The sequence below is a fragment of the Erysipelatoclostridium sp. MSK.7.34 genome (genome assembly GCF_019041935.1).
Classification (GTDB): domain Bacteria; phylum Bacillota_I; class Bacilli_A; order Erysipelotrichales; family Coprobacillaceae; genus Thomasclavelia; species Thomasclavelia ramosa.
In genome coordinates this window covers 1-13,129 of record NZ_JAHPYJ010000040.1, presented here as the reverse complement: position 1 = coordinate 13,129, position 13,129 = coordinate 1, and the positions used below count along the sequence as shown (strand labels likewise).

Annotated in this window: 12 protein-coding genes and 1 pseudogene; 11 read left to right on the top strand and 2 right to left on the bottom strand. The window is 28.9% G+C overall.

Annotation, left to right across the window (positions count from 1 at the left end):
• The 4 genes from KTF99_RS16110 to KTF99_RS16090 all read left to right on the top strand — a co-directional run.
• Nucleotides 1-1,002 (top strand): SIS domain-containing protein (locus KTF99_RS16110; RefSeq protein WP_217215643.1); only part of this gene is annotated, 1,002 nt, incomplete at its 5' end.
• Nucleotides 1,003-1,089: 87 nt separating this feature from the next.
• The gene (locus KTF99_RS16105) at nt 1,090-1,917 is read left to right on the top strand and encodes a sugar phosphate isomerase/epimerase family protein (RefSeq protein WP_029481442.1); all 828 of its coding nucleotides are present in this window, start codon (nt 1,090-1,092) and stop codon (nt 1,915-1,917) included.
• Nucleotides 1,911-3,560: a deoxyribose-phosphate aldolase gene (deoC, locus tag KTF99_RS17320; protein ID WP_254210217.1), complete on the top strand. Its 1,650-nt coding sequence runs from the start codon at nt 1,911-1,913 to the stop codon at nt 3,558-3,560. Before KTF99_RS16105 ends, deoC begins: the two co-directional genes overlap by 7 nt.
• 2 nt (nt 3,561-3,562) lie before the next feature.
• On the top strand, nt 3,563-3,961 hold the full coding sequence (locus tag KTF99_RS16090; RefSeq protein ID WP_008792869.1) for an HAD family hydrolase: 399 nt from the start codon (nt 3,563-3,565) through the stop codon (nt 3,959-3,961).
• Nucleotides 3,962-4,098: 137 nt separating this feature from the next.
• On the opposite strand, the gene KTF99_RS16085 is transcribed toward KTF99_RS16090, so the two are convergent.
• Nucleotides 4,099-4,263, bottom strand: a complete 165-nt coding sequence (locus KTF99_RS16085; RefSeq protein ID WP_224209080.1) for a transposase — start codon at nt 4,261-4,263, stop codon at nt 4,099-4,101.
• 30 nt (nt 4,264-4,293) lie between these two features.
• Nucleotides 4,294-4,953, bottom strand: a pseudogene (locus KTF99_RS16080) (IS3 family transposase); the annotation flags it as partial.
• A 569-nt stretch (nt 4,954-5,522) separates the two neighbouring features.
• Between KTF99_RS16080 and KTF99_RS16075 the strand changes: the two are divergent.
• The 7 genes from KTF99_RS16075 (at nt 5,523) to KTF99_RS16045 (ending at nt 12,212) form a co-directional block, all read left to right on the top strand.
• Complete coding sequence (locus KTF99_RS16075) at nt 5,523-8,252, top strand: sigma 54-interacting transcriptional regulator (RefSeq protein WP_008792866.1); 2,730 nt, start codon at nt 5,523-5,525, stop codon at nt 8,250-8,252.
• A gap of 23 nt (nt 8,253-8,275) precedes the next feature.
• On the top strand, nt 8,276-8,686 hold the full coding sequence (locus tag KTF99_RS16070; RefSeq protein ID WP_008792865.1) for a PTS sugar transporter subunit IIA: 411 nt from the start codon (nt 8,276-8,278) through the stop codon (nt 8,684-8,686).
• An 18-nt stretch (nt 8,687-8,704) separates the two neighbouring features.
• Nucleotides 8,705-9,169, top strand: coding sequence for a PTS sugar transporter subunit IIB (locus KTF99_RS16065; protein WP_008792864.1), 465 nt, complete (start codon nt 8,705-8,707; stop codon nt 9,167-9,169).
• 16 nt (nt 9,170-9,185) lie between these two features.
• Nucleotides 9,186-9,962 carry a PTS mannose/fructose/sorbose/N-acetylgalactosamine transporter subunit IIC gene (locus KTF99_RS16060; RefSeq protein ID WP_008792863.1) on the top strand — a complete coding sequence of 259 codons (777 nt, stop codon included), beginning with the start codon at nt 9,186-9,188 and terminating at the stop codon, nt 9,960-9,962.
• On the top strand, nt 9,949-10,761 hold the full coding sequence (locus tag KTF99_RS16055; RefSeq protein WP_008792862.1) for a PTS system mannose/fructose/sorbose family transporter subunit IID: 813 nt from the start codon (nt 9,949-9,951) through the stop codon (nt 10,759-10,761). The genes KTF99_RS16060 and KTF99_RS16055 overlap by 14 nt, the downstream gene beginning before the upstream one ends.
• A gap of 28 nt (nt 10,762-10,789) precedes the next feature.
• Nucleotides 10,790-11,854, top strand: a complete 1,065-nt coding sequence (locus KTF99_RS16050) for an SIS domain-containing protein (RefSeq protein ID WP_008792861.1) — start codon at nt 10,790-10,792, stop codon at nt 11,852-11,854.
• Nucleotides 11,855-12,035: 181 nt separating this feature from the next.
• Nucleotides 12,036-12,212, top strand: coding sequence for a hypothetical protein (locus tag KTF99_RS16045; RefSeq protein WP_008792860.1), 177 nt, complete (start codon nt 12,036-12,038; stop codon nt 12,210-12,212).
• Nucleotides 12,213-13,129: the final 917 nt, after the last annotated feature.

Genomic DNA, 13,129 nt, shown 5'->3' with positions numbered 1-13,129 from the left:
AGAAAAATGTTAAATTTCGATGAAAGCAGAGTAAGAACAGAACATCAAAATGGAGTAAATTTAATCCCTGAAGTAGAAAAAATTGTTGATAAAGTTTGTGAAGATGGGTATTCAAATATCTTCTTATTTGGAATTGGTGGAACATTATTGTATGCAGGACAAATTATGCATACTGCTAAACAACTTGGTTGTGATTTACCAATTTATTTAGAAAATGCAACTGATTTCTTATATGAAGGGAATGCTAAATTTAATGAAAAATCAATTGTAGTTATTGCATCATTATCAGGTAATACTATTGAAATTGAAGCAGCTATTGATAAAGCACATGAAGTAGGAGCCAAAGTTATGGGATATGTTGAAGTTTTAAATTCTCCTTTGGCTAAAAAAGTTGATTATTTAGTAAATACATTCGGTGGTGAATATTATTGGTGGTATTCAGTTGTATTACGCTTTATGAAAAATGCGGGACAATTTGATAAATATGATCAATTGATGAATGAGATTAAAAACATGCCAGAAAATGTTGTACAAATTTATAAAGATGCTGATGCTAAAATGGAAGCATACGCAAAACAATATTGTGATGAACCAATTACTTATTTAGTTGCATCAGGAAACCTAGAAGATTGGGCAGTGTGCTATGGTATGTGTATTATGGAAGAAATGCAATGGATGCGAACAAGACCAATTTCAGCAGCAAACTTCTTCCATGGAACATTAGAAGTTATTGAAAGAGATATTCCAGTTATTTTGATTAAAGGTGAAGATAAAACTCGTCCAGAAATGGATCGTGTAGAAAACTTTGTTCATAGAGTCAGTGCAAAAGTTACTGTTTTTGATACAAAAGATTATGAATTAAAAGGAATAAGTGATGAGTTTAGAGGAATTTTATCTCCTATCATGATGAGATCAGCATTTATGAGATTAAATGTACACTTAGAACATTGTAGACGTCATCCAATTGATATTAGACGTTATTATAAAGCTTTGAATTATTAATACATTGATAATATGGATAATGGCATTATGTATACCTATACCATATTGCCATTATCATTTATTACAAATGAAAAGGGAGAGATATATATGGATGTATGTGCAATGAATTGTCATTATCGTTTTTATACATTAGAAGATTTTTTTAAAAAGTCTTTCGAAAATGGATTTCAATATGTTGAACTTTGGACAGGACCGATGCATTTTTATTTGGATTATAATGGGTATGATCCAGTTGAAAATTTAAGACAATTGGAACGTAAATATAAATTAAAAGTAATTGGTGTTTGTCCAGAACAAACAAATCCAAAACCGAATAATATGGCTGCTAAATCTACAAAAGAACAAGAAAGAGTATTTGCCTATTTTAAAAATGCGATTGATATTGCTTATGAGATAAATGCGAATCAAGTTGTTGTTACTAGTGGATGGGCGTATTTATTAGAAAATAAGGATGATGCAAAACAAAGAAGTGCAAAAATGTTGAATCGTTTGGCTCAATATGGAGCATCTAAAAATATTCCTTTAGCGATAGAGGCTTTACAGCCAATGGAATCAATTTTGGTGAATACAATTTCAGACTTAAAGGATTTTCTCGATTTAGTTAATCATGATAATTTAAAAATCTGTTTAGATTTAGGAGCAATGGCAAAAGCTAAAGAAAATATAAATGATTATTTTGAAGCTTTTGGAAGTAGAATTATTCATTGTCATTTTGTTGATGGGAATCCAACTGGTCATATGGCATGGGGAGATGGCACACGATGCATGTCACAAGATTTAAATACATTAAAAAAATATAACTATACAGGATTGCTTTCTTTTGAAATTGTTAATCGTGTGTATTATAGAAAACCTTTTGAAGCAGATAAAAAATCAAAATTTTTATTTGATAAGTGGAGGAAAGAAATATGTTAAATATTGCTAAAAAATTAGACTATATAAGAGATCCTCAAGATGATTTTAAAACTTATTTGGATAAAGCAAACAAATATGGATTTCGCTGTATTTTTGCTAGAACAAAGCAAGAATATGAATATGCTGTGAATGCTTTGAATGATGATATTATTATTGCCGGTGCAATAGATTTTCCAGAAGGTGTATTAACATTAGAAGAAAAAGTTAATAAATTTAAAGAATATGCATTAATAGGGTATAAAGAAATAGATTATGTATTAAATCAAAATGCAGTTGAAAATGGAAATCTAAAAAAAATAGAAGAAGAAATGTTTTCTATTCATGAAATATGCCAGAAATATGGAATAGCTGAAAAAGTTATTGTAGAAATGTGTAAACTTGAAGGTAGAGACAATATAAAAAGAGAAATTTGTAATATTGCCAATCGTGTAAAACCTACTTTTTTGAAAACATCGACAGGAAGAAGCTTTCGAGGCGCAGATTTAAATGATGTTAAACTAATGAAAAATATTCTAGATGATAATATATGCATAAAAGCTTCTGGAGGAATACGAACATATCAACAAGCAGAAAAATTTTTCAAATCAGGAGCAGACGTTATAGGTGCATCATCAGCAATACAAATAGTTGAAGAATCAAAGAGAAAAATGTTAAATTTCGATGAAAGCAGAGTAAGAACAGAACATCAAAATGGAGTAAATTTAATCCCTGAAGTAGAAAAAATTGTTGATAAAGTTTGTGAAGATGGGTATTCAAATATCTTCTTATTTGGAATTGGTGGAACATTATTGTATGCAGGACAAATTATGCATACTGCTAAACAACTTGGTTGTGATTTACCAATTTATTTAGAAAATGCAACTGATTTCTTATATGAAGGGAATGCTAAATTTAATGAAAAATCAATTGTAGTTATTGCATCATTATCAGGTAATACTATTGAAATTGAAGCAGCTATTGATAAAGCACATGAAGTAGGAGCCAAAGTTATGGGATATGTTGAAGTTTTAAATTCTCCTTTGGCTAAAAAAGTTGATTATTTAGTAAATACATTCGGTGGTGAATATTATTGGTGGTATTCAGTTGTATTACGCTTTATGAAAAATGCGGGACAATTTGATAAATATGATCAATTGATGAATGAGATTAAAAACATGCCAGAAAATGTTGTACAAATTTATAAAGATGCTGATGCTAAAATGGAAGCATACGCAAAACAATATTGTGATGAACCAATTACTAATTTAGTTGCATCAGGAAACCTAGAAGATTGGGCAGTGTGCTATGGTATGTGTATTATGGAAGAAATGCAATGGATGCGAACAAGACCAATTTCAGCAGCAAACTTCTTCCATGGAACATTAGAAGTTATTGAAAGAGATATTCCAGTTATTTTGATTAAAGGTGAAGATAAAACTCGTCCAGAAATGGATCGTGTAGAAAACTTTGTTCATAGAGTCAGTGCAAAAGTTACTGTTTTTGATACAAAAGATTATGAATTAAAAGGAATAAGTGATGAGTTTAGAGGAATTTTATCTCCTATCATGATGAGATCAGCATTTATGAGATTAAATGTACACTTAGAACATTGTAGACGTCATCCAATTGATATTAGACGTTATTATAAAGCATTAGATTATTAATCATGAATCATAAAACAACTGTTATCTTTGATATGGACGGTGTTATCTTTGATAGTGAAACAATGTATATGAATGAACTTATGGCATTTTATAAAAAATATGACATTGATTTATTACTTGATGAATATAAACAAGTGATATGTGTTGATAATCGTAAGTTTAGAGATATTGTGTATGGCTGGTGGAATGAAAAAACTTCAAGAGAAGAATTTAATGATTTATTAACTAAGTATTATGCCTCTTTAAAAAGAGATTACCAAGCCATACTCAATCCATATATTTTCTCCCTACTCGACTATTTAAAGTTACATAACTACAAAATAGCACTTGCATCATCATCAAGTCAACAACTTATACATTATGCATTAACTACGTCAAAGTCATGCTCAATTTATCGTTGATCAGCTTATAGATATTATAGATTATTTAGAAACAAAGAAATGAGAGTGTCAAATTCTTATTTCTTTTAATTATTAAGTTCAACTCAATTACATATAGCGTAAAACAAAACTTTTGCATATACACTCGTTTGTACAACTTAAACATTAGTTGATACATTTCTTTCAAGTTCTAATTGAGTTTTTAATGTTTTGTACGCAACTTTAATATCCCATCGTTTTGAATACAAATCTTCTATCTTTCTTTTTTCAAATTCCTCCTTAGGCAGATTTGTAAAGTAAGTCATTTCTTGAACCTGTCGCATTTTGGATTGTCAACACTTTTTAGGACAATTTCAAAGAGAATTTATCCTATATTCAACTGGTGATACATATCCTAATGATCCATGAATGCGAATGTTATTATACCAGTTTACATAATCAAATAATTCTAATTCCAGCTCTTCAAAACTATTAAATATTCTATTAAATGCAAATTCTGTTTTTATGATTTTATAGGTGGCTTCAGCTGCTGCATTATCATAGGGACATCCTTTAGCACTTAACGATCTACTAACATTAAATGTTTCTAGTACTTTATCAATTATCCTATTCTTATATTCATTTCCTCTGTCTGTGTGAAATAGTTGAATATTATTCAGGTTTCTTTGTACTCTGCTGAAGGCCTTATATACTAATTTTGCATCTTTATGTTTACCTGCTGCATACCCAATAATTTCTCGATTATATAAATCCAGTAGTAAACATATATAATTCCAATAACCACCTACATTTACATAGGTAAGATCACTTACTACTACATCTAATGTTTTTTCTCTATCAAATTCACGATGTACTATATTTTCTACTTTATCATTATTGCATGTACTCTTATGTATTTTATATTGTTTTACTGTATAGTTAGAAACCAGGCCATTTTCTTGCATAATACGACGAATTTTTCGAACGCTAACTTGATATCCTGACTTTGATAATTCTACTTTAATCTTTCTGGATCGAAGTAAATCAAGTGAGTAGTAATTGTATGGTACTAGCTACTCACTATGCTTTTTTATAAAGTTATATTATAAAAAAAGATCAATTAAATAAGAGGTATCCATATTTCATGAAAAAACAAATCAAATATAATTTCATATAGGTGGCATATAAGATTGCAATGGAAGAATATATTGAATATTATAATACAAAGAGAACACAATCGGTATATATTCCTAATTCACTTTCTTAATTTAATTGGAAAAATATTTTGAAATATTTATTTACAACATTTCCAATTGTAGCTTTACCAATAAGTATAATACATTCTCTTACATCTGTCGGAAATGTCAATTCAACCGCATTATAATATCCTTTATTAAAATATAGATTACCACAAATTTATTACAATGTTTATTTTTATTTACACTATGAAATAGTGTAAATAAAAATAAACACATGCCATTATAGGACAATTAAGTGTTAAAAAAGCAGTTTTAAGCATAAATAGTGTCAAAATAGGTTGTAACTACAGTTCATAATAAAAATATATAATATACTTTAGCCATAAGAAAGAGGAGGTGAAATTATGGCGCAATATAGTTCTAAACATCAGGTTGTTAAATATTTAGATGAAATAACGAAACAATTTGACAATAAAAATTTGGATATTTTCACTACAAAGTATATAAGTCAGACATTACATCTGTCTAGATCTTTAGTTTCTATGTACTTAAATGATATGGTAAAAAATGGCACAGCTATAAAAATTACTTCAAGGCCTGTGTATTATTTAAGTAAAATAATTTTGGAAAAGAAGTATCATGTAGCATTAAGACAAAGTGAATATATGAGTATGTTAGAATTGCGCCAAATACTTAAATGTAAAGATTCTATTAGGATGGATTTTGAAAATGTAGTAGGCAAGGATGGAAGTTTGCACTATGTAATACAACAAATTAAATCTGCAATCGCATACCCAGGAGGATTACCCATATTGTTAGTTGGGGAAAATGGAACAGGGAAAAAATATCTAGGGGAAATTATTTATCACTATTGTATAAATCAAGAAATAATACCATCAAATGCGCAATTTAAATACCTTAAAGTTACAAAGCAACAAAAAGAAATAGATTATGATTTGTTTTTGTTTGGAACAGAAATCAACGGACAAACAGTAGAAGGAATTATGGATACTTTAGATCATGGAATTTTATACATTCAAAATGTATCATATTTACCAGAAAATACGCAAGAAAAATTAGCAGATTTTTTATTATCAAAATCCTTCTTACGAAAAAAAGGAAAGAAACGAGTATATAAGGATATTCGTATTATTCTGAGTAGTATCCCAAGTCAAAAAGAACAGATGTGTGAAATTTTGGAATCAAGAATTCCTGTAGTATGCAATATTCCATCATTTTCTGAAAGAAATGAAGATGAAAAAAAGGAACTTATTTTACATTTTTTCTATGAGGAAGAGGAGTGTTTAGGTAAAAATATTTCGATATCTAATAAGCTATTATATTCATTAATTAGAGAAACGTATAACAACAATTTAACAGAACTAAAAAAATGCGTTAAGTCTATTTGTGCAAATGCTTATGTTGATTCTGATAATGAGAACTTGGATATATATGTATTTCATTTACCTGATTATATGTTATCAACAGTTAAGATATCCAGTGAGGAAGAAAAATGTATGCCGTTAAAGGATATTAAAATTGATAGTTCGATAATTCAAATTATATCATTGTGGAATAATATTATTCATTCATTCGAACAATTAAATACAAATTGCAAAAGTGAGAAAGAATTTTTAGAAGAAAGTAAGAAGATTATTAAACACTACTATGATGTTATTGTTTTTCAGGAAACATACGATGACTGTAGAGTTAGACAATTGGAAAAATTCGTTACAAATTATTTAACTACAGTAAGAAGTTCCACGATCATTAATTTTCCTATTAATTTTGCTTATGTTCTAGCTAGATTAATTATTTTTCAACAAAATCATAATTCTGGATTAAACGTTTGGGAAAAAGAGCATATCACAGAGATAACTAGATTATATGAATATTTATTGCAAATAGGAAATGAATCGGAACAGCTTTGTAAGATGCTTAATAAACAAATTACTAATAATTATCGTATTTCTCTTTCTATGATTCAACAATCATTTATTTTATTAAATATGAAGTTATATAACTTGAACACAAAAATGTTAGATACTATCGGAGTTGTTTTGTGTCATGGGTATTCAACGGCAAGTTCTATTGCAGATGCAGTAAATACTTTACTAAACATGCAAGTATTTGAAGCAATTGATATGCCCATCTATAGTTCGGTAGATGATACGATAGAAAAACTAAATATGTTTGTTCAACATAATAGGCATTTCAAAAATATTATCTTAATGGTTGATATGGGTTCTTTAGAAGAAATAGGAAAAGAAATCGAGGGTTTTGCAAATGTTGGCATTATTAATAATATTTCCACGCTATTGGCCTTAGAAATTGGAAATAAGATTAAACAAAAAAAGAAAGTACAAACAATATTGGAAGAAGTAAGTAAACAAGCCAAAGTATATTATCATATGATTTCTATTGCAAAAAAAGATAAAGCAATTTTGTTTACTAGTGATGCTGGAATATCTATTGCAGAGAAACTATGCCGATTATTTAAAGATAGTTTACCAAAAACAATAGCGGTTGAAATGATTGCTTATGACTACGAATTATTATTACAAAATGGTAAAAAGGATACTATTTTTGTTCAATATAATGTTGAACTATTAGTAAAACCAATGAACTTACAATTAGATGGTGTTAGAAATGTGACGTTAGAAGAAATTATTAACTTTGAGAATATTAATATGGTAAATGAGATTTTAGCAGAATATTTAAGTACTAAAGAAATTGAACAATTTGATCAGTTATTACTTAAAAATTTCTCATTGCAATCTATTATGGAAAATCTAACAATATTAAATGCTCAAAAGTTACTAGATTATGTTTATGAGGCAACTAACGCTTTGCAGCATCGATTAAAACGCAAATTTCTAAGCAAGACAATTGTGGGAATCAATATGCACATTTGTTTTTTAATTGAACGTTTGGTAACGAAAAAAACAGTAGAAGAATATTATGATATTCCTGGATTTATAAATTCTAATAGTGAATTTATTGAGGTGGTAAATGAATGTTTTGCGTCTATTTTAGAACATTATAAAGTTACTTTACCAATTAATGAGATTGCCTATTTGTACGAATACATTAAGAATGATATCAGTGTAAAGGTAGGATCGGATGAATTTTAATAGTAGGGATAAAGGAGGAATTTATGAGAAGAATAATTTTAGCTTCACATGGAATGTTAGCAGAAGGTATGAAAGATAGTGTTACTTTTATAGTAGGACATAGTAATAACATTTATACTATATCAGCATATACAAAAGAAGATTTTTCATTTGAAGCAGAAGTTAAACAAATATTTGAAAGTTTTAATGATGGAGATGAAGTAATTGTCATCACTGATATATATGGTGGTAGTGTTAATAATAGTTTTATTAGACTATTAAATACGTATGTATTTCATTTGATTGCAGGAATGAATATGTCATTAATTTTACAAATTATCAATGAAAATAGAAGTATTGAAGAACAAATACATGCGTTATTAGAAGAAAATAAACAAATGATATGTTATTGCAATGATATTGTAAAAAAATCATATCAAAATGATGAATTTTAAAGAGAGGAGGAAGATTATATGATTTTAATGTTGCGTGTAGACCATCGCTTGTTGCATGGGCAGATTGCTTATAGTTGGACTAACTATTTAAACGCTAACTGTATATTGATTGCTAATGATGGAATTATGAAGGATGAACTTAAGAAGACAGCTATTTATATGGCAAAACCACCTTCAACAAAGCTGGTCATGAAAGATATAGAAAATTCTATAAAGGCTATTAACAGTGGTGTTACGAATCAATACCGACTATTAATAATTGTTGAAACTGTAGAAGATGCATATAGATTATTAGAAGGATGTGAAAATATCCGAAAGATTAATTTAGGGAATTCCAAGGTAAAAGATGGAGGAAAACAATTAGCTAAAACCTTTTATGTATTGCCTGAAGAAGAAAAACAATTACAACAGATGTTAGGTAGGGGAGTAGAAATATTTATACAGCGTGTGCCAGAAGTTAAGGCTATACCATATTTAAAATGAGAGAGAGGAGAATAAAATGATTGGAACAGCAATAATTCTTGGACTAGTAACAGCGGCTCTTATAGTTATTGAGTATGCTGGAGGTAGAAATTTTATTACACAACCAATAATGGCCGGAACTGTAGTTGGTTTGTTAATGGGAGATTTACGAACTGGAATTGTGATAGGAGCAACATTGGAATTAGCATTTTTAGGGGCTACTTCTATTGGGGCAGTTATTCCACCTGATGCTATGATAGGTACTATTTTGGGAACTGCATTTGTTATTAATGCTGGAGCAAGTGCAGAGAGTGCGATGGTTTTAGCATTACCGGTTGCTTCATTAGCTTTAATTTTTAAAAATTTTCATTATGGGTACATTGTTTCTTTATTTCAAAGACGTGCCGATAAACTTGCAGAGCAAGGTGATTACAGAGGCATAGAGATATTGCATTGGACTTGCGGATTAACGATGGCAGCAATTTTAGGAGTTTTAGTAACTGTCTCATTTGCAGCTGGCAGTGATGTTATGAGTGATATATTGAATGCTATTCCTGAGTTTGTACAAACAGGATTAAATGTAACTATTGGTTTATTGCCAGCAATTGGATTTAGTATGTTAGCTAGAACTATGTTATCTAAATCAAATATTTATATTTTCATTTGTGGATTTGCAGTTGTTGCGTATTCACAACTACCAATTTTAGGGGTAGCTATTTTTGGAACAGTATTAGCTATTATTCTTATTAAACAGGAAATTAATAAAACAGAAACAGCTGCGATAACAGAAGGAGGAATAAATGATGACTTCTAAATTAACGAAAAAGGAATTAAATAAAACAATGTTGAGATCTTGTGGCTGCTCTTTTTCATGGGGATATGAAAGACAAGGAAATATTGCCTTTGCATATGCAATGATTCCTGTATTACGTAAGCTGTTTCCACAAAAAGAAGAAGCATCTAAAGCATTAAAAAGACATCTTGAGTATTATAATGTAACTAATCAATGTATGACGTTTAACTTAGGAATTGCTTCTGCGATGGAGGAAGAAATCGCTAAAAATAAAGAATTTGATACCAAAGTAGTGAATGAAACAAAAGTAGCATTAATGGGACCGATATCTGGAGTTGGTGATGCCTTCTTTTGGGGGACTTTCAAGATTATTGCAACGGCTGTAGGGACCACCTTTGCCCTACAAGGAAATATATTAGGACCGATTCTCTTCTTCTTAATTTATAATATTCCAGCTTTTGCAATTCGTATTGGATTAATGAATGTAGGATATTCTTTAGGAACTAAATTTTTAACAGAAATGCAATCAAATGGATTGATGAGCGTTTTATTAAAGGGAGCTACTGTACTTGGACTATTTGTAGTAGGAGGAATGTGTGCGAGTTTAGTAAATCTCAATATTGTGTATACGTTCAGCGATGGTGCTAATAGCCAAACAGTATCTGATTTATTAAATCAAATTATGCCATGCTTAGCTTCACTGTTAGTATTCGCAACTACTTATTGGGGAATTGTTATTAAAAAGATAAAACCTATTACTATGATTGTATTAATGACAATTATTGGTATTGGTGGTGCATATTTAGGAATTTTAGGTTAAAAAGAAGGTTGTAAGGAGAAAAGTAACTATGTTAACAATGGAACAATGTATTCGTGAAACACCCATAAGAATGATGGAAATAGTAGAAAATCACCAGAACTTATTTAAAGAAGTTGTAAAAAATAGATATCAAAAAATTATAATTACTGGTTCTGGTTCTAGTTATCATGCTGGAGTGGCAGCGAAAGAATGTATGTTAAAGTATATGCAAATACCAGTAGAAGTCTTATATCCCTTTGAAATAGAATCTTATATTTTTCAAAATTCTCAAACTACATTAGTAATAGGAATATCGCAAAGTGGAACAAGTTTAAGTACATATCGTGCTATGAAAAGGGCAAAGAAACACGGATGCCATATAGCATCTATGTCGGGTAGAGATGATAATGCAGTAGTATTAAATGAAGTTGCAGATTATATACTGACAGTTAAATGTGGAGAAGAAGGGGATTTACAACCCAAAACAAAAGGTATGTTATGTACGATTGCTAACTTAATGTTACTAGGAGTGTATTGGGCAAAAACATATGGAATTATTGATCAAACAGCATATAAAAAATTCTTACAAAGCTATAAGAATGTAAGTAATAATCTCATAAGCATCGTTGATGATGCAGAGCAGTGGATTCAAAAAAATGGAAAGACATTGGTAAAGGCAAAAGATATTCGTGTAGTTGGAACCAAAGATGTATTTGGCATTACATTAGAAGGAAGTTTAAAATTAGTAGAAACTTTAAGAGTACCAGTATCTGGTTATGAATTTGAAGAGTTTACACATGGAATTTATAATGCTATCAATGATTCTTCCTATTTATTTTTATTAGATACTAATGTAGAACCAAGGGTGGAGACATTAAAAACAGTATTATCGCAATGGACAAATAATATTGTTATTATTGGAACAAAATTAACTGATAAAAAAGATTTTTATGTAAATAGTTTGAAAAAGAAAGACTTTGTATCTTTTGAATATATAATATTGTTATTTATGATATGTGAAAAAGTATCGGCATTAAAAGGTATTGATATACAAACAACTAAAGATGCTAGCTTTCATGCCAAATTAGGTAGCAAAATTTTAAGAGATGAATAACTATTAATATTTCCTCCCTGAAATATTAAAGTATAATTTATATCATTAATAAAGTAAAAATAACTAAAAAAACTTGTTTCATTATAATTAATGAAATAAGTTTTTTTGCTATATAAAAAGAAAGATATTTTAATTGAAAGAAAAAGGCTTAATACTAGAGAGGAAAGTGAGGACAATTTTCATGAGAACAGTCTGTATTCAACAGGTATCTTATAACCCTGTATGGGTGCGGGAAAAGAAAAAAATACAATCTTTTGGAATAATCATTAAAAAAGCTGATTATATTTTAGCAATTTTAAAAGGTATGAAAATGCTATATCAATGGAAAGTGATCTATCTGAAGTATTTAATTTATTAAAAGTGGATTTTAAAAATGAAGAAAATATATGATAGTTCAGATATGAATAAAGGAACATAAGTAGATTTTACTAAGTTGTTTCATTTTATTGAAAATGGATTAATAAAAAAGAAATCAAGAGAATTGAGAAAATTTATATTTATCATCTAACAAGATATTATGGCAAATACGAAAAGTGCTTACCACTGGGAAAGTTATTAGTAACCCAAAATTAATTTAAATATTTTTAGAAGGTAATGATTGTTTATTTCTAAAAAATAATGATAACTCGGATATATAGACGCTTGGGACATCTTGGCAAAGACTTTTGTATAAATGTTTTTTTTATTTGGGCGGACAAAGAGTATAGGATTAAAGAATATTTAAATGATTTGAGGTATTCACTAGAATTGATAAATGATATAAGTCTTGAAATCGAGAAGGTAGATGATAGTATTAATCTAGAAAGCAAATACAGAGAAGTGTTCAAAAATTATGGAGCAGCGGTTTTATGTGTCCTCATAGAAGAAGTTAATTTTTATAGTGACAATAATATAGATACTAATACTAAAATTATCTATTTTTAAAAATTTTATTAGCTAGATTGATTTTCCATTACTATTCAGATACTTTATCAGGAACTGATAGTGACATTGTGGTTTATATGGATAATGAATTTGAGGGGACCGTAGAGAGATTTATTAATATTGATAAATAGAAAAGTGCATAAATCATATAGTACATGGAATGGGTTAGATGTATATCCTATAAATGATAATGTGATTCTTTTGGTATATTGTATATTTAATAGTGAAAGAAGACAAAGAAGACTATAGATGCAGGATATACTCCGTATAGCAGTTGTATTAATTAAATATGAAAACCTTAATTTGTCAGTTAAAAGTAAATAATTAATGTTTAAGTGTGTAGTTCGTTGA